The sequence below is a fragment of the Shewanella sp. UCD-FRSSP16_17 genome, from assembly GCF_001675935.1.
GTDB classification, from domain to species: Bacteria; Pseudomonadota; Gammaproteobacteria; order Enterobacterales; family Shewanellaceae; genus Shewanella; species Shewanella japonica.
The window spans coordinates 622,800-640,450 of sequence record NZ_LZFV01000001.1 but is presented as its reverse complement, the minus strand read 5'-3'; the positions used below and the strand labels follow the sequence as shown (position 1 = coordinate 640,450).

Sequence of the window (17,651 nt, the reverse complement as noted above, 5' to 3'; positions counted from 1 at the left end):
TTCATTCAGTTTGCAAACTAACTTATTTTCTTTAAACAACAGGCCTTAAACTTTTTGCCGCTGTGACAGATACACGTTTCATTACGTTTTGGTAATTTAGCTTGTTTTTGCTCGCCAGTAGTATAAAACCATTGTCCACCTACACACTCAAATTGTGATGCTTCAAAAATGGCATCAATAACACCATCATGTAAAAACCATGCTTTAAAGGTGACAGTGCCATGGTTAGCGGTTTGATTGGCCTCATCGACAGTTAATCCCAGCCAAGTTGTTGATGACGCATTTTCAGCCAGTAACGCAATGCTAAGCCCGTTCAGAAAATCAGGGTGATGGGTATCGAGTAAATATTGAAATTCTTGTAATACAAAAGCGCAGTAACGTGAGCGCATTAATGTCTCTACGTCAGCTGCTGTATTTACGTTTAAGTGATAAGGCTCACAGCACTCAGAATAGTGTTGATTTCGACCGCAAGGGCACATTGTATTGGCCATCTGGGTCTTAGCTGTTTGAGTATTGATTAAACGAGTATTCATTACAGGTCGCTTTAATGATTATGGGCATCTGTCGAATCAATAGGCTGCTGCGTATTAGGTTCTGATTCAGTTTCAACGATGATGTCTGGTTTGGGGGCTTGGTTGAATTGTCTGCCGTAATATAAGTTTGAAACAGGTTTGGCGGTAAAATAGTACTTAGGATCTGTTTTAGTGTTTGAATCAACAATAAATTGCCACTGATCTTTCGCTGTCTTTCGCGATACTAAAACAAACTTACCAGAGAAAACACTTGTAGGATCGCCTGTTTCTTTACGAGGGTGAAACCTCACTAGGTAGTAACCTACATCTGTGGCACTTGATTCAGTTAACTCACGGTTAATCACCCTGAAATCAACTTCAATATGAGCATCTTTTTTGGCTATTTTCTTGAAAAATACCGTATAGAGGTCGAGGATGTTTTGTTTACCAATGACGATTTCTTGATCTAACACCTCAGATATATATGTGGCATCATCCGTGTATATTTTATTAATAAAGTCCAGATCTAGACTCTCGAAACCTGCGTGGAAGGTTTTATAATTATTATTAATGATGTCGTTGTCTGATAAAGTTGTTTCAGGTGTTTTTCCCGCTAAGGCATTGATGCTGAGAAGCATAAAAGTACAACAAAACAACAATTTGATATAAGTCATCAAGATTTTTTACTCTTTACTCTGGCTAATGAATAATTTCAGGTGCAGATTTTAATAATGCATGACACTATAAATTATTCTATTAATTAGCAACAGTAAGTAATCTTTACAAAGTGTGTAGGAGTTGATTATGAGCGTTGATGATACAGCATTATTTTTAGCTGAAATGGGCGACGTTAAACCATTAACCACTAATGACAAGGTATTTGTCTCATCACAACAACTCGATACGGATGCACATCGAGCAAGACGTAAAGCAGCAATGCAAAATGAGTATTTGGCGAAATTACCCATTGAACCAAGGTTATTAACTCCAATAGCTCCTGATGAGATTTTGAGTTACAAACGAAATGGTGTCCAAGAAGAAGTGTTCCGCCATTTGCGTTTAGGCAAATACAAAAAGCAAACAGTGTTAGATTTGCATGCCTATCGATTGAGTCAAGCCAGAGAGTTGCTTGTTGAAACGATTATTCAAGCACATGAAAGAGGCGAACGAAATTTATTAATCATTCATGGTAAAGGAGTGAATAATAAACCCTATCCAGCGCTCATGAAATCTGCGGTCAACGATTGGTTGATGCAGTTTGAACAAGTGCAAGCATTTCACAGTGCGACCCGTGAACAAGGCGGAACTGGTGCATTGTTTGTGATGTTGGTTAAGTCTGATGAGCAACGCATTGTATCAGGAGAAACGAATAGAAAAGGCAGTGGCTTTCGGTAACGCTTGTATATGGTTGGTATATGACATATTCATAAGGGCTTTTAATAAAGCCCTTATCAAACATCGTTATAAAACAATTCTTAAAAAGATGCTTGCAAGTTAAACGAGTAAGAAAGCTAGGATGGCAAGGAGTACAATAACAGCCACTATCATTTTAGGATTCGTTTCTCTTGGCGTCTCTTCATTATTTAATCGTTTTGAACGTTCATTTCTTAATTTTTGGTAATGACTTTTCTTCATGCTACACCTAGGCTAACAAACAACAACAAGTGTAATTCACACAAGCAGTGACGCTAGACTTTGTCACTTTCAAGCATGCTAATAACCTTGTTTGGGTTAGATTTGTGATCTTTGCAGAAAATGACTGCTTTTCATTCTAGAGATGCTAAAGAACCTTGTTAGAAATGTAAGTGTACTTTAGTGAATTTGTTAATCTCGTTATCATGTTAACGTTATTTTAGGTATCGCTAATTCAGCACAAAATATAAAATAGCGATGGTAATAAACAATAAATGAATACTACTCTTATGATTACTATAATTAAGGGTTGAACCTTTACGGATCCGCTTAGCACGGCCATTTCTTAATTTTACGTAGTTTCTTTTTTTCATTAGCAATATCAAACGACAAAACAGAAATGAATCTGTATCGTTATACTCAAAATATAGAAGGTTTTAATACTTGATAAGCGTAGATATAACGGCAAGTCGTATTGATACTTAATGTGACTTTTGGCTTTTATTACACTTGTCATAATGACGTGTACAAGTAACTCCATTCACTTTGTGTACCGCGTAAAATTATCATAAACGACAGGGGTGAGAATGGTTTTTTATGTGATCCTGATCACGCATCGGTGCAAATTGACAGGTGTCATATTATTGTCGTTAAAGCATGTGGCGCTTTGTGTTTTGGGGATGTTTTTACTCTGTTGTATTAGTGTTAATTCTTGGCGGGTGTATATATTAACTGAGATTTACGATGATTGAAGCCAAAATATAAAGCACCCTAAGGTGCTTTATATTTATCTTTATATTGCTATTGATTTTAATGTATTTTGAGTCGATACATTACCAACCACATTGACGGTTTTTAGATTGGTTTTGTTTGTCGAGCCATACATGTAATGGCGCAAAATAGTCTAAAACAGCGTTTGCATCCATTGCTTTAGTGCCAGTCACGATATTAAGTGCTTCAGGCCAAGGTTGGCTTAATCCAGCTTCTAGCATTTCATTTAACTTATGACCCGCATCTTTATTACCGTAAATACTACAACGGTGAACTGGTCCTTCGTTACCCGCTATTTCACACAATGATTGATGGAATTGGAACTGTAATACGTGAGCTAAAAAATAACGTGTATATGGCACATTACCAGGTACATGATATTTGGCGCCAGGGTCAAAGTCGGCCTCAGTTCGTGCTATTGGTGCAGCTACACCTTGGTACTTTTCACGCAGCTCCCACCATGCTTGGTTGTATTGCTCTGGTGAAATTTCACCGTTGAACACTTTCCAACGCCATTGATCTATCATTAGGCCAAATGGCATAAAGGCAATTTTATCCAACGCTTGTTTAAGCAATAAACCGATATCTTTCGATTCGTCAGGTACTTGTTCTAGTAAGCCAATTTGTTTTAAATAACTGGGTGTAATGGAGAGGGCAATAGTGTCACCAATTGCTTCATGAAAGCCATCATTAGCAGAGCCTTTAAACAAATGTGGTTGGTTTTTGTAGGCACGTTGATAATAGTTATGACCCAGTTCATGGTGAATGACTGTAAAGTCTTCCGCTGTTTTTTGAATACACATTTTAATGCGGATATCATCTTCGTTATCTAAATCCCAAGCAGAAGCGTGGCAAACGACATCACGGTCTTTTGGTTGAACAAACAACGACCGAGTCCAGAAAGTATCAGGCAATGGACTAAAACCTAGTGAAGAGAAGAAGCCTTCAGCTTGTTTGACCATCTTAATTTCATCATATTGATTCTCTGCCAGCAATGCGGTGACATCATAGCCTGGATCTGCATCTTGCGGCGCAACAGAATCATATATTGTGCCCCATTGCTGAGCCCACATATTGCCTAATAAATGCGCTGGGATTGGCCCTTGATTTGGTACAATAGTATCGCCATATTGTTCGTTTAACTCACCACGTACATAACAATGTAGTGAATCATAAAGTGGTTTAATATCTCCCCATAACCTATCAAGTTCATTTGAAAAATCATCAGGTTTCATATCATATTGGCTACGCCAAAGCTCTGAGAGGTCGGTAAAGCCGAGATCGCGTGCGCCTTCATTAGCTAGCTCAACCTCGCGTTTGAATAAAGGTCGCATTGGTTTGGCAATTTCACGCCAGCCTTGCCATGCTTCTAGTAACACTGCAGGATCTTTAGAATCTGCCATCAACGCTGATAGCTCTGGCTGAGTCATGCAACGACCATCAGTGAAACAATATTTACCTTTACCATATAAGCCATTTAATTCTGAACTAATTTGCGCAAGCTCTGCATTTTTAGCAGGATCTAATGGGGCCGGTAGTACTAAGCTACTGCGAAGGATGTGAAGTTTGCGCGCATTGATTGGATCAAGTTTTACATTGGCATACTTAGCTGCTTCTGTAGCAAAGTATACAGATCGAGATGTCAGCTTTTCACCAATAGCTGCCGACATTGCTGCAGTATCTTCAGTAATAAAATTACTGTAAACCCATTCGGTTCGTGCACCTTCAACGGATAATTGAGCTAATTCAGCTTCTGCTTCATTTATAAATGCAATAGCAGATTCCGTTGAAATGCTTGCTGATTGTTGAGTGACTTTTGTGGTTGATGTAACGATTTCTTCTTCAGCTTGCTGGCATGCTGATAATCCCAATACGACTGAAATGACGATTGCAATTTTAGACGGCTGTTTAAAAGGCTGGTTCATCTTACAGGTTTCCTTATTTTTATTGTCGTCGACAGTTTACATAATTAGGGTAAATATTGCATTTTAGTTAATAAACAGTGCCAGAAGAGTACTAAAGACGGCGTAAGCTTGAACATATAATCTGATTTAACATTGACAAGTGTGCGCTCAGTGTTTAATTTAAACGGGTGTTTTAAATTGAATTGGGTCACGGAATGGCAAGCAGAACTGATACAAAAACAAGAATTCTCGATGCTGCTGAAAAACTTTTTGCAGAAAGAGGTTTTTCTGAAACATCTTTGAGGCTAATTACCAGCAAAGCTGAAGTAAATTTGGCCTCTGTGAACTATCATTTTGGTTCAAAGAAAGAGTTAATTCGCGCTGTTTTAGCACGGTATTTAGATGTGTTTATGCCTAGCGCAGCATCTGAAATTAAAAGACTTTTTAAGAATCCAGAGCTGGCGAATTTGAATGAAATTTTTTCATCGCTAATAAAACCGCTGTTAGAATTAAATCAAGTTAGGCAAGGTGGTACAACCATCTTTCTTCAATTACTGGGTCGTGGATATATAGAAAGCCAAGGTCATTTAAGATGGTTTATCACTACGCATTACGGTGAATACTTACAAGTGTTTGTTAAAGCTGTTTCAGCTAGTGCGCCACATATTCCGCCTGCTGAGATGTTTTGGCGACTACACTTTACCTTAGGCACCATCGTTTTCACTATGGCATCAGCTGATGCATTAAATGAAATCGCAGAGGCTGACTACGGTGAACATAATGATACTGAAGCGATTATTCGTAAGGTTATTCCATATATGGCAGCTGGTGTATCTGTACCGATTTTAGGAAAGGAATAAGGGATTAACATGACTGTCCTCATACTCGTATTAATAGCACTGCTAGTGCTATTTGGTGTTCGAAATTTACGTATGCGTTTTATCACGCGACCTGTATTTAGCTTCTTTAAAAAAGTGCTACCCCCTTTGTCCAGTACAGAGAAAGAAGCCATGGAAGCTGGAGATGTTTGGTGGGAAGGAGAGTTATTCCGCGGTAAACCTGATTGGAATATGCTTCACAATTATGGCAAACCTCAATTAACGGCAGATGAACAAGACTTTATCGACAATCAAGTGATGACAGCGCTCACCATGATTGATGATCATGACATTGTTAATAACCGTAAAGATTTACCTCCTGAATTATGGGATTACTTTAAGAAAGAAGGCTTCTTTGCGCTTATCATTCCTAAAAAGTTTGGTGGTCGAGAGTTTTCTGCATACGCCAATTCGACCATTGTCAGTAAAATTGCCACGCGCAGTATTAGTGCTGCCGTAACCGTTATGGTGCCAAACTCATTAGGCCCAGGTGAATTACTAACGCATTATGGTACTCAAGAGCAAAAAGAGCGTTGGTTACCAGCGCTTGCTAAAGGTGAAGAGTTACCCTGTTTTGCATTAACGGGTCCTGAGGCAGGCTCGGATGCTGGTGCTATTCCTGATACTGGAATTGTTTGTCGTCGTGAGTTTAATGGTGAAGAAACACTTGGCTTAAGCCTAACTTGGAATAAACGATACATCACACTAGCCCCTGTAGCGACAGTGCTTGGTTTAGCATTCCAAATGCGCGATCCTGATGGGTTACTTGGTGATACAGTTAACTTAGGTATAACTTGTGCGTTAATTCCGACTGATCACGAAGGTGTAGAAATTGGTCGTCGTCATAACCCGTTAATGATGGCATTTATGAACGGAACGACGAGTGGCGAAGATGTCTTTATTCCGCTTGATTGGATTATTGGTGGGCCTCAATTTGCAGGTAAAGGCTGGCGAATGCTTGTTGAGTGTTTATCTGCTGGGCGTGGTATTTCTTTGCCTGCGCTGGCGACCGCTTCTGGTCATATGGCCACTAAAACGACAACAGCTTATAGTTTTGTAAGACAACAATTTGGCATGCCTATTGGTAAGTTTGAAGGTGTACAAGAAGCTTTAGCACGTATTATTGCCAATACATATCAATTGGAAGCTGCACGTTGTTTGACTACGACAGGAATTGATTTAAAAGTTAAACCTTCAGTTGTTACAGCAATTGCTAAATACCATATGACTGAGTTAGGTCGTGATGTAGTTGAAGATGCAATGGACATTCAATCAGGTAAAGGGATCCAGCTGGGTACTAAAAACTATCTTGGTCATGCATACATGGCAAGTCCCATTTCAATTACGGTTGAAGGGGCAAATATTTTAACGCGTTCGTTAATGATATTTGGTCAAGGTGCAACGCGTTGTCATCCATATGTGCTCGCTGAAATGGAAACAGCAGCAATGGAAGATCAAAAAGCGGCTATCAACCGATTTGACGCTTTACTCATGGGACATATGGGCTATGCTGCTCGTAATGGCTTTATGGCGTTTTTTAACGCACTAACAGCAAGTAAAACGAATTCAGCGCCAGTGAGTGGTACAACGCAGCAGTATTACCGTGATATGAGCCGTTTATCTTCTGGTTTAGCTATCATGACTGATTTATCTATGTTGATCATGGGTGGCGATCTGAAACGTAAAGAAATGATTTCTGCACGAATGGGCGATGTATTAAGTCAGTTGTATTTAGCGTCAGCGACGTTGAAGCAATTTGAAGATAATGGTCGTCAACAAGATGATTTGCCGATTGTTCATTATGTGATGACACAGCGCCTCCATTTAGCTGCTGAAGCATTGCAACAAGCTATCCGTAACTTCCCAAGTAAGTTTGTGGGCATTTTATTAAAGCTAGTGATATTCCCATTAGGCAATCATTTTAATGCGCCAACGGATAAGCAAGCGACAGTGTTAGCTGATAACTTTTTACAACCTTCTCCTGCTCGTGATCGAATTACTTTCTTATGTGCTGAATTTGAAGGTGATAAGAGCGGCATAGCAGAAGTCGAACAAGCATTTTTAGCTAAATATGCTTGCACGCAGTTATTTAAACGATTAAAGAAAGCGCAAAAGGCCGGAGAGTTAACGCCTAAACTGCCTGCATTAACGTTATTTGCTCAAGCATTAGAGAAAGGGGTTATCAATGATGAAGAGCATGCTCAACTTGTTGATGCAGATACCAAACGCTTAGCTGCTATCAATGTTGATGACTTTGAAAGTCTATAGCTTGCTGATGAAACTAGCCTGCTAAAAAACGATTTAAGCACAAATAGAAAACCACCTCATTGAGGTGGTTTTTTTATACTTTATATTTGCTAAGTTAATTTTATAACAGACCAACTTAACTCATATTTGCGATGCCAGAATTATGCAACAACCAGCACTTTACATGTATTGGTGCCACCGACAGTTTCCATCGCATCGCCTTTAGTCATCAATACCATATCACCTGATTTTAAGTAACCCGCTTTAGCAACTGCTTTTAACGCTTCTGATGCTAATGCATCAGCAGGTACAGCTGTTGAATCAAATTTAACGGGCAATACACCACGGAACAAAGCTAATTTAGCTAATGTCTTTTCGTGACGAGACAGAGCAAAGATAGGTAAAGAAGAACTAATGCGCGACATCAACTTAGTTGTCTCACCAGATTCCGTTAAACTAATAATCGCTTTAACACCTTCAAGGTGGTTCGCTGCATACATAGTCGAAAGTGCAATCGTCTCTTCAATAGAATTGAACTTCTGGTCTAATCTATGCTTAGAAGACATCACTGAAGGGTGTTTTTCTGCGCCAGCGCAAACATTACCCATTGCGAGTACTGTTTCTTCTGGGAAATCACCTGCTGCAGTTTCTGCTGATAACATAACTGCATCAGTACCATCTAAAACAGCATTAGCAACGTCCATGACTTCTGCACGTGTTGGCATTGGACTTGAAATCATAGATTCCATCATTTGAGTTGCAGTAATAACCACTTTGTTCAACTGACGAGAACGTTTAATTAGTTTCTTTTGAACAGCAACAAGGGCAGCATCACCGATTTCAACACCTAAGTCACCACGTGCAACCATTACAGCATCTGATGCTTTGATAACGTCATCCATTGCTTCGTCAGTGCCAACTGCTTCAGCACGTTCAACTTTTGAAACGATCAATGCAAAACTGCCAGCTTCTTCTGCTAATTTACGAGCATAATCTAAATCAGCACCTGTACGTGGGAAAGATACAGCTAAGTAATCAACTTGAATTTGAGCAGCAGTTAAAATATCAGCTTTATCTTTATCAGTTAGTGCAGGGGCTGTTAAACCGCCACCTTGTTTGTTGATGCCTTTATTATTTGAAAGGGGACCGGCCACAGTGACAGAGGTAAATACCTTGTTACCTTCAACTGATTCAACTTTAAGTTGAACGCGACCGTCATCCAGCATCAAAATATCACCAATTGTGACATCTTTTGGTAATTCTTTGTAATCAATGCCGACTTGCTTTTCGTCACCTTCGCCTTTTGCTAAATCAGCATCTAAGATAAAGGTATCACCTAAATTCAATTGAATTTTTTTGTTATCTTTAAATGTAGAAACGCGGATTTTCGGGCCTTGTAAGTCACCAAGAACTGCAACATGAACACCTAACTCTTTAGCGATGTTACGAGCGTCTGTAGCACGTTTTAAATGATCTTCTGGTGAGCCATGTGAGAAGTTAAGACGTACAACATTTGCGCCGGCTGCGATGATTTTACGTAGGTTGTCATCACGATCTGTTGCTGGACCAAGTGTTGTAACGATTTTAGTTCTGCGGAACATAAGATACTCCGTTAATATTAAGAAAAAGAATTCGGTACAAATATGAAACTATATTAACAGAGATTTTAGTATTTTGTAGGAAAGTTACGAACAAAAAGGTCATTTTTAATGTTTTATTTTTGTGACAGATTCGATATTTACAGAAAATAAAGGCCAAACAGTCAAGACTGTTCGGCCTTTTGGAAGTGTCATTCAACAGAAATATTTAGATAGTAAGATCTTTATTAACTCGTGATTCTTTCAATACTTCCTTAACTCGCTTCAAATTGTCACGGAATCGAGGTCCACGTCTTAGGGTAAATCCAGTTGCGAGAACATCGATAGTGACCAACTGAGCTAGACGAGATGCCATGGGTAGGTACATATCGGTATCTTCTGGTACTTCCATGGTTACAGGCAAAGTGCATTCATGGGACAGTGGAGAATTACGTGCTGTAATCCCAATCACTGCAGCACCATTTTCACGTGCGATACGTGCAATTTCAATCAATGATTTAGTACGGCCTGTATGGGATATCAACACAACAACATCACCTTCATTACAACCAATGCAGCTCATACGTTGCATGAGAACATCATCAAAACAAATTACTGGGACGTTAAAACGAAAGAATTTATTTTGAGCGTCATGTGCAACAGATGATGAGGCACCAAGACCAAAGAACGAGATTGTTTTTGCTTGAGTGAGAATATCGACGGCTTTGTTGACAGCAACCACATCAAGGCTTTGACGTGCGGTATCAAGGGATGCCATTGAAGACTCAAAGATTTTTGTTGTGTACGACTCAGGTGAGTCATCTTCTTCTACATGTCGACTTACGTATGGCGTACCATTAGCAAGACTTTGAGCAAGATGTAATTTAAAATCAGGGAACCCTTTAGTATCCAGTCGTCGGCAAAAGCGGTTTACGGTCGGCTCACTGACGTCAGCCATTTTGGCAAGGGTAGCGATACTTGAGTGGATAGCTGTTTGAGGAGAAGCTAAAATAACTTCTGCCACTTTACGCTCTGACTTACTAAACTGTGTCAGGCTCTTTTGCACCTTTTCAAGGGTATTCATAAGCAATTGTCCGCTAAAATGGATGATGTAATTTTATATCATAAATTACAATTTGAGAGGAAATGAAGTAATTTTTATCCCTCTGAAAACAAAATGTAGTCACTTTTCATCGTTGTTTTGTAACTAGACTAAGATAGTAAAGTAATTTAATCACCAAAATACTATCAGGTTTTATGTTAATAATGCTAGATACAAAACAAAGGATTATTTTCAAATTATAGATGCATAAAACGAATTCTGTTGTTATATTACAACAAAAGTGTGGTTTAAATCGTCGGATACTTAAATTTCGTAAGGTGAATCACACAAAATAAAGGAGTATGTAGAGCAATGAGTAACTCAACTTCAGGGGCTAAAGCTTGCGATTTTGTGCTTTTTGGTACAAAGGGCGATCTCGCGAGACGTAAATTGTTGCCTTCGCTTTATCAACTAGATAAAGCTAACCTGTTAGATACAGACACTAAAGTGATTGGCGTTGCAAAAGATGCCTTCACTCAAGAAGAATTTATCGCGTTAGTACAAAAAGCATTAAATACCTTTGTAAAAGATGAATTATGTGAAGAGACCTTAGAACGCTTTATTGGGCGTTGTCATTATATAGGGACTAATTTTACAGAAGCTGAAGGTTACAAAGCATTCCATGACCTATTAGAACCAACAAAACGTGTCATGGTTAGTTACTTCGCAACGCCTCCTTCTATTTTTGGCGATATCTGTCGCTGTTTAAATGAACAAAACCTCATCCATCCTGACACTCGTATCGTTTTAGAAAAACCAATCGGTACGTGTTTAGCATCATCAAAAGTCATTAACGACAAAGTTTCTGAATACTTCAACGAAAACCAAGTTTATCGTATTGACCATTATCTTGGTAAAGAAACCGTTCAAAACCTAATTGCACTTCGATTTGCTAACTCGCTATTTGCGTCAAAGTGGGATAATCGAACAATTGATCATGTACAAATTACAGTTGCTGAAGAAGTGGGCATCGAAGGGCGTTGGGGCTACTTTGATACTGCTGGTCAAATGCGTGACATGATTCAAAACCATTTATTACAAGTGCTGACACTGGTTGCAATGGATCCGCCTGTCAATCTTGATGCTGACAGCATCCGTGATGAAAAAGTAAAAGTACTTAAATCTCTTCGTCCAATTACGCCATACAATGTTTTTGAAAATACCGTACGTGGTCAATATACTGCAGGTTTCTTAAAAGGCAGCCCTGTTCCTGGTTACCTTGAAGAAGAGGGCGCTAATGTTAAGTCTAATACTGAAACGTTTGTCGCACTGCGTGTTGATATAGATAACTGGCGTTGGGCTGGGGTGCCATTTTACTTGCGCAGCGGTAAACGTATGCCGTTCAAGAGTTCTGAAATTGTGGTTTATTTTAAAAACCCACCATTGAATCTATACCGTGACAGTATGCGCAATCTGCCACCAAATAAATTAACCATTCGTCTGCAGCCTCATGAGGGTGTAGAGATCCAAATGATGAATAAAGTGCCTGGTCTTGAAGAGAAGCAGCGCATTCAAACTACTAAACTTGATTTAAGTTTTACCGATACTTTCAAAAATGAACGTATTGCTGATGCTTATGAGCGTTTGTTACTTGAAGCCATGATAGGTAATCAAGCCTTATTTGTTCGTCGTGATGAAGTTGAAGAAGCGTGGACATGGGTTGATGGCATCATGAACTCTTGGGAAAAAGGCGGTGAAAAACCTAAGCCTTATCCAGCTGGGACTTGGGGCCCAGTTGCTTCAGTTGCACTGATCACTAAAGACGGCCGCTCTTGGGACGAATAAGGAATGAGTCATGATTAAAGAATCTGTATTTAAATCATTTGATACTCCTGCTGATTTAGAAGCTAAATTAGCAGAGAAAATTTCTAATCAACTACAAGATGCTGTTGATAGTCGTGGTAAAGCCAGTCTTGTAGTATCAGGCGGTTCCACACCGTTAAAACTGTTTAAATTACTTAGTAATAAAGCAATCGATTGGAGTGATGTTTACATTACATTAGCTGACGAACGTTGGGTTGATGCTGAAGAAGCTGATTCTAATGAGCGCCTAGTCCGTGAGCACCTTCTACAAAACCGTGCTGCTAGTGCTAAGTTTCGTGGTTTGAAAAACATGTTCGATAGTCCAGAAAAGGGCTGCGAAATGACCATTGAATCATTAGCTAACTTTCCAAAGCCTTTCGATGTGGTGGTATTAGGTATGGGAACAGACGGGCATACATGTTCATGGTTCCCATGCAGTACCGAACTAGAAAACGCTTTTACGACTGATTTGTTATGCGCAGCTGTCAACCCGACAACCGCACCGCATCCCCGCATCACATTATCAAAAGGGGCAATCTTAAACAGTCGTCAGATTTATCTTCATCTTGTTGGTGAATCTAAATTATCCGTATATCGCCAAGCATTACAAAATGACGATGTGAACGAAATGCCTATTAGAGCCGTATTAGCGCAGCGTAAAACGCCCGTTGATGTGTTCTATAGCGCTTAAGGAGTCAATTATGCACTCAGTAGTTCAAGCTGTTACCGATAGAATAATCGAACGAAGCAAAGATACACGTAAGAAATACCTTGAAGCCCTTAACGATGCTAATGCAAAAGGCGTACACCGCAGTGCTTTAAGCTGCGGTAACTTAGCCCATGGGTTTGCTGCTTGTCAGCCTGCAGATAAAGAATCATTACGTCAATTTACTAAAGCTAACATTGGTATTGTTACAGCATTTAATGACATGCTGTCGGCGCATCAGCCATATGAAGATTATCCGAACTTCTTAAAGAAAGCCTGTCAGGAAGTAGGCAGTGTTGCTCAAGTTGCCGCAGGTGTACCTGCGATGTGTGACGGTGTGACTCAAGGTCAACCTGGTATGGAACTCAGTCTACTTAGCCGTGAAGTCATTGCGATGTCGACTGCTGTAGGGTTATCTCACAATATGTTTGATGGCGCTTTATTATTAGGTATCTGTGACAAAATCGTGCCGGGTCTATTGATCGGTGCGTTAAGTTTTGGTCACTTACCGATGTTATTTGTGCCAGCTGGCCCAATGAAATCTGGTATTCCTAATAAAGAAAAAGCGCGAGTACGCCAACTTTTCGCTCAAGGCAAAGTTGATAGAGAAGCATTGTTAGAAGCTGAATCTAGCTCTTACCACAGTGCTGGTACATGTACTTTCTATGGTACTGCAAATTCAAATCAATTAATGCTCGAAGTTATGGGGCTTCAATTACCTGGTTCGTCATTTGTTAACCCAGATGATCCGTTGCGTGATGCATTAACGTCAATGGCAGCTAAACAGGTATGTCGTTTAACTTCAATGGGAACGCAATACAGCCCAATTGGTGAAATCGTTAATGAAAAATCAGTTGTTAACGGCATCGTTGCACTATTGGCAACAGGTGGCTCTACCAACTTAACCATGCATATTGTCGCTGCTGCTCGTGCTGCAGGGATCATTGTCAATTGGGATGATTTTTCAGAACTTTCTGCAAACGTGCCTTTACTTGCTCGTGTCTACCCTAATGGCCACGCTGATATTAACCATTTTCATGCAGCAGGCGGTATGGCGTTATTGGTTAAAGAACTATTGGATGCCGGTCTGTTACACGAAGACGTTAATACAGTTGCAGGTTTTGGTTTACGTAAATATACCCAAGAGCCTCGATTGGTCGACGGCGAACTGATTTGGGTTGAAGGCCCAACAGAAAGTTTAGACAAAGAAGTGTTAACCCATATTGATACACCATTCCAATCAAATGGTGGCTTAACATTGCTCAAAGGTAATATCGGACGAGCAGTAATTAAAGTATCGGCAGTGCCAGTTGCTAATCGTGTTGTTGAAGCGCCAGCAGTTGTTATTGACGATCAAAATAAGTTAGACGCTATCTTTAAAGCGGGTGAGTTAGATAAGGACTGTGTTGTCGTGGTTAAAGGTCAAGGACCTAAAGCCAACGGCATGCCAGAACTTCATAAGTTAACCCCTTACTTAGGTACGCTACAAGATAAAGGCTTTAAAGTTGCACTTGTGACTGATGGCCGCATGTCAGGTGCGTCAGGCAAGGTGCCTGCCGCTATTCATCTAACACCAGAAGCGTTAGACGGTGGCATGATTGCAAAAATTGAAAACGGCGATGTAATTCGTGTTAATTCTGATACTGGTGAACTAACACTTTTAGTTGACGATGCAACATTAGCCGCGAGGACAGCTGCTAAAGTCGATTTACATCATTCAAGTTTTGGCATGGGACGTGAATTATTTGGTGCTTTACGAAGTAATTTAAGTGGTCCTGAAACCGGCGCTCGCTGTACCAGTGCCATTGATGAAAAATACTAATTGTAAGGAAGAATAACGAATGCTTGAGAATAACTGGACGATACAGCCACAAGATATTTTTAAACGCAGTCCGATTGTTCCTGTAATGGTTATCAATAAAATTGAGCATGCAGTACCGTTAGCGAAAGCATTAGTTGCGGGCGGTATCAGTGTTTTAGAGATAACTTTACGCACAGAGTGCGCTTTAGAAGCAATTAAATTAATTGCTAAAGAAGTGCCAGAAGCCATTGTGGGTGCAGGTACAATTTTAAACGAACAACATCTTCAGCAAGCAATAGATGCAGGTTCGCAATTCATCATCACCCCTGGTGCAACAGAAGGGTTATTGAAGGCGGCTATGAAAGGCACTGTACCTTTAATTCCTGGTGTTGCGAGTATTTCTGAAGTCATGGTCGGCATGGAATTAGGTTACACTCATTTCAAATTCTTCCCTGCAGAAGCCTCTGGTGGTGTAGGTGCGTTAAAAGCATTTTCAGGTCCTTTGGCAAATATTCGTTTTTGCCCAACAGGCGGTATTACTCCAACTAGTTACAAAAACTATTTGGCTTTACCCAATGTTGATTGTATTGGTGGTAGCTGGATAGCACCAACTGATGCTATGGAGCAAGGCGATTGGGACCGAATTACCCAGTTATGTAAAGATGCGATTAGTGCGCTTTAATTACTCTCTTTAAGTGAGCATTCGTTAAATTAAACCACCTTCGGGTGGTTTTTTATTGGTTAAAATAGACTAATGTTTAAAATGCACATTAATTAAAATAATCTTCAAAATTGAAATGGTTGATATCATTTGGTTAGGCGTTAGGCGTTAGGCGTTAGGCGTTAGGAGTTAGGGAAGAGTTTAATTGTTAGCATCTTAGCCATCGTTTTACTCTTTTATTCCTTATAAAGGTCATATGGATAAATCAGCGCAAAGTGTGGCAACATTTAATAGAATGGCACAACAATATCAAGATAAATACATGGATTGCAGTTTATATAGCCATAGTATTGATAAGTTGTGCGACTATATTCTCGAAATGGCTTTATCTCCCGATGTTAATCAAGTTTTGGATGTTGACTCAGTCACTTATACAAAACCCATATTCATATTGGATATAGGTTGCGGCCCAGGTAATGTGAGTTTGTATTTATACCAGCAGTGTAAAACTTGGGAAGCGACTCGACAAATAAGCATAGATATTTGTGTCTATGGTTTCGATCTTGCTGAACAAATGGTTGCTTTAGCAACAGCTAACAATCCACTTTTTCATTATGAAGTGTTGGATATGCGTAAGGTACGTAATGCCTCTACTGCGTTATTATCTAATAAGTATCACTTTGCTATTTGTGCTTTTTGTTTTCCATATTTAAATCAACACGAACTGAAGCAATTTATTGCTGACTTGCCTCAGTTTATGGCCAATAACAGCATCTTGTTTGTCAGTTTTATGACCTCAAATAAGTTCTATTCACAAACTCAAACCTCAACCCAAGGAAATAAAGTACATATGTATTTTTACCCGTCAAAATATGTCGCAAACTTATTTCGTGAGAATGGCTTTGAGGTTATTGAACAATACGAAAAAGACTATTTTATTGATGGTGTGAAACAAGCTACAGATTGTTTTATGTATCTTAAGCGATTAGGGTAAATAAATTGATTTACTGACAGTTTTACTGATTGAAATGGACATTCATGAATATACAGCGCGTACACGTTATTGAAAAACTACCACTGGTATTTCTGATATTGATGGCTGCAAGCTGGTGGCATTTTTTTAATTATGACACCTGGCTAAATGATTTCGGCCAGTCAAAAAGTGATTGGTTATTGTTGATTGATATTGGCGTTACCTTACCTTTGCTGTGTTTTATTTGTATTAAACCTAAAAAGATAGCTTTAATGAAATCAATTGGTTATTTTGCATTGTTGGTGGCTGCAGGTAGCTACATTATTCCCAATCAGTATCAAGTTGTCTGGCCTTACCTGACCGACCTACGTTACCTTATTTTATTTGGCTTTATTGTCGTTGAATTGAGCGTTATTGCTTGCGTAATATTTGCAATTAAACAGGCGTTAACCAAGGGGCTTGATCCCGACTTTGCTACCGAAAAGCCAATAAAACGTTTTATTGGTGATAGTGCTATCAGTAAGTTAATTATTTTTGAAACGAGAGTGTGGAGCTTTATTTTTTGCAGTCGATTGATTCATTCAAGTGCTTATGAAGGAGATGAACAATTCAGTTATCATTTAAAAGATGCAAATCAATCTAATTCCCTAGGATTTATATTGATGATTGCATTCGAAATCCCACTCATGCACCTAGTATTACATTTTATTTGGTCACCCTTAGCAGCTAATATAGTGACATTGTTAACTGCACTCAGTTTAGTTTTCTTTGTCGCAGAGTATCTAGCCATGTCTAGACGACCTATCTCGATTGATGATCGCCAGATATATTTACGTTACGGGGTGTTTAACGTGTTTACCATTGCGTTGGATAATATTAAAACAATAGAATTTAATCAGAGTGTGATAAGAAGGCAAAAAGGCGTTAAGCGATATAATTTTAGTGGTACACCCAATATCCACATCGTTTTGAAGACTGAAATTGATGATGCAAAACAGATTTATATTGGTGTTGATAGCCCACAAAAAATGATTTCGCTAATTCAGCATCGGATAAACTAACTTAGTTAACCAATATCGGTTTC

General features: G+C 39.3%; 15 protein-coding genes. 9 read left to right on the top strand and 6 right to left on the bottom strand.

Annotated features, from left to right (window positions below):
- Positions 1-17: 17 nt before the first annotated feature.
- Both A9267_RS02700 and A9267_RS02695 read right to left on the bottom strand, forming a co-directional pair.
- Positions 18-533: a YchJ family protein gene (locus A9267_RS02700; RefSeq protein WP_156669086.1), complete on the bottom strand. Its 516-nt coding sequence runs from the start codon at positions 531-533 to the stop codon at positions 18-20.
- A gap of 11 nt (positions 534-544) precedes the next feature.
- Complete coding sequence (locus A9267_RS02695; RefSeq protein ID WP_065108144.1) at positions 545-1,186, bottom strand: YybH family protein; 642 nt, start codon at positions 1,184-1,186, stop codon at positions 545-547.
- Between the two features lie 130 nt (positions 1,187-1,316).
- Here A9267_RS02695 and smrA point away from each other — a divergent pair, with 130 nt between their 5' ends.
- Positions 1,317-1,907 carry a DNA endonuclease SmrA gene (gene smrA / locus A9267_RS02690; protein ID WP_065108143.1) on the top strand — a complete coding sequence of 197 codons (591 nt, stop codon included), beginning with the start codon at positions 1,317-1,319 and terminating at the stop codon, positions 1,905-1,907.
- A 99-nt stretch (positions 1,908-2,006) separates the two neighbouring features.
- On the opposite strand, the gene A9267_RS21715 is transcribed toward smrA, so the two are convergent.
- A complete protein-coding gene (locus tag A9267_RS21715; protein WP_156003214.1) occupies positions 2,007-2,147 on the bottom strand; it encodes a hypothetical protein in 141 nt (46 codons plus the stop codon).
- 830 nt (positions 2,148-2,977) lie between these two features.
- Entirely contained in the window at positions 2,978-4,840 is a 1,863-nt protein-coding gene (locus A9267_RS02685) for a M2 family metallopeptidase (RefSeq protein WP_065108142.1), read from the bottom strand.
- 194 nt (positions 4,841-5,034) lie between these two features.
- Between A9267_RS02685 and A9267_RS02680 the strand changes: the two genes are divergently transcribed.
- The gene (locus A9267_RS02680; RefSeq protein WP_055024008.1) at positions 5,035-5,679 is read left to right on the top strand and encodes a TetR/AcrR family transcriptional regulator; all 645 of its coding nucleotides are present in this window, start codon (positions 5,035-5,037) and stop codon (positions 5,677-5,679) included.
- A gap of 9 nt (positions 5,680-5,688) precedes the next feature.
- A complete protein-coding gene (locus A9267_RS02675; protein WP_065108141.1) occupies positions 5,689-7,965 on the top strand; it encodes an acyl-CoA dehydrogenase in 2,277 nt (758 codons plus the stop codon).
- A gap of 140 nt (positions 7,966-8,105) precedes the next feature.
- On the opposite strand, the gene pyk is transcribed toward A9267_RS02675, so the two are convergent.
- Positions 8,106-9,545, bottom strand: a complete 1,440-nt coding sequence (gene pyk, locus A9267_RS02670) for a pyruvate kinase (protein WP_055024006.1) — start codon at positions 9,543-9,545, stop codon at positions 8,106-8,108.
- 205 nt (positions 9,546-9,750) lie between these two features.
- Positions 9,751-10,605 (bottom strand): MurR/RpiR family transcriptional regulator, encoded by an 855-nt coding sequence (locus tag A9267_RS02665; RefSeq protein ID WP_055024005.1) that lies wholly within the window; start codon positions 10,603-10,605, stop codon positions 9,751-9,753.
- Positions 10,606-10,935: 330 nt separating this feature from the next.
- Between A9267_RS02665 and zwf the strand changes: the two genes are divergently transcribed.
- The 6 genes from zwf (at position 10,936) to A9267_RS02635 (ending at position 17,628) form a co-directional block, all read left to right on the top strand.
- Positions 10,936-12,408 carry a glucose-6-phosphate dehydrogenase gene (gene zwf, locus A9267_RS02660; RefSeq protein ID WP_055024004.1) on the top strand — a complete coding sequence of 491 codons (1,473 nt, stop codon included), beginning with the start codon at positions 10,936-10,938 and terminating at the stop codon, positions 12,406-12,408.
- A gap of 10 nt (positions 12,409-12,418) precedes the next feature.
- A complete protein-coding gene (pgl, locus tag A9267_RS02655) occupies positions 12,419-13,117 on the top strand; it encodes a 6-phosphogluconolactonase (RefSeq protein WP_055024003.1) in 699 nt (232 codons plus the stop codon).
- 10 nt (positions 13,118-13,127) lie between these two features.
- Positions 13,128-14,954 carry a phosphogluconate dehydratase gene (gene edd / locus A9267_RS02650; protein ID WP_065108140.1) on the top strand — a complete coding sequence of 609 codons (1,827 nt, stop codon included), beginning with the start codon at positions 13,128-13,130 and terminating at the stop codon, positions 14,952-14,954.
- A 19-nt stretch (positions 14,955-14,973) separates the two neighbouring features.
- The gene (locus A9267_RS02645) at positions 14,974-15,615 is read left to right on the top strand and encodes a bifunctional 4-hydroxy-2-oxoglutarate aldolase/2-dehydro-3-deoxy-phosphogluconate aldolase (protein WP_055024001.1); all 642 of its coding nucleotides are present in this window, start codon (positions 14,974-14,976) and stop codon (positions 15,613-15,615) included.
- A 235-nt stretch (positions 15,616-15,850) separates the two neighbouring features.
- On the top strand, positions 15,851-16,588 hold the full coding sequence (locus A9267_RS02640; protein WP_065108139.1) for a class I SAM-dependent DNA methyltransferase: 738 nt from the start codon (positions 15,851-15,853) through the stop codon (positions 16,586-16,588).
- Positions 16,589-16,632: 44 nt separating this feature from the next.
- The gene (locus A9267_RS02635; protein ID WP_065108138.1) at positions 16,633-17,628 is read left to right on the top strand and encodes a PH domain-containing protein; all 996 of its coding nucleotides are present in this window, start codon (positions 16,633-16,635) and stop codon (positions 17,626-17,628) included.
- Positions 17,629-17,651: the final 23 nt, after the last annotated feature.

Excerpts from the sequence above, each read along its gene's own strand:
- A9267_RS02635 (WP_065108138.1), top strand. The coding sequence starts at position 16,633 with ATGAATATACAGCGCGTACACGTTATTGAAAAACTACCACTGGTATTT.
- A9267_RS21715 (WP_156003214.1), bottom strand. The coding sequence starts at position 2,147 with ATGAAGAAAAGTCATTACCAAAAATTAAGAAATGAACGTTCAAAACGA.
- A9267_RS02640 (WP_065108139.1), top strand. The coding sequence starts at position 15,851 with ATGGATAAATCAGCGCAAAGTGTGGCAACATTTAATAGAATGGCACAA.
- A9267_RS02645 (WP_055024001.1), top strand. The coding sequence starts at position 14,974 with ATGCTTGAGAATAACTGGACGATACAGCCACAAGATATTTTTAAACGC.
- A9267_RS02665 (WP_055024005.1), bottom strand. The coding sequence starts at position 10,605 with ATGAATACCCTTGAAAAGGTGCAAAAGAGCCTGACACAGTTTAGTAAG.
- A9267_RS02695 (WP_065108144.1), bottom strand. The coding sequence starts at position 1,186 with ATGACTTATATCAAATTGTTGTTTTGTTGTACTTTTATGCTTCTCAGC.
- pgl (WP_055024003.1), top strand. The coding sequence starts at position 12,419 with ATGATTAAAGAATCTGTATTTAAATCATTTGATACTCCTGCTGATTTA.
- zwf (WP_055024004.1), top strand. The coding sequence starts at position 10,936 with ATGAGTAACTCAACTTCAGGGGCTAAAGCTTGCGATTTTGTGCTTTTT.
- A9267_RS02700 (WP_156669086.1), bottom strand. The coding sequence starts at position 533 with ATGAATACTCGTTTAATCAATACTCAAACAGCTAAGACCCAGATGGCC.
- edd (WP_065108140.1), top strand. The coding sequence starts at position 13,128 with ATGCACTCAGTAGTTCAAGCTGTTACCGATAGAATAATCGAACGAAGC.
- pyk (WP_055024006.1), bottom strand. The coding sequence starts at position 9,545 with ATGTTCCGCAGAACTAAAATCGTTACAACACTTGGTCCAGCAACAGAT.
- A9267_RS02680 (WP_055024008.1), top strand. The coding sequence starts at position 5,035 with ATGGCAAGCAGAACTGATACAAAAACAAGAATTCTCGATGCTGCTGAA.
- A9267_RS02675 (WP_065108141.1), top strand. The coding sequence starts at position 5,689 with ATGACTGTCCTCATACTCGTATTAATAGCACTGCTAGTGCTATTTGGT.
- smrA (WP_065108143.1), top strand. The coding sequence starts at position 1,317 with ATGAGCGTTGATGATACAGCATTATTTTTAGCTGAAATGGGCGACGTT.
- A9267_RS02685 (WP_065108142.1), bottom strand. The coding sequence starts at position 4,840 with ATGAACCAGCCTTTTAAACAGCCGTCTAAAATTGCAATCGTCATTTCA.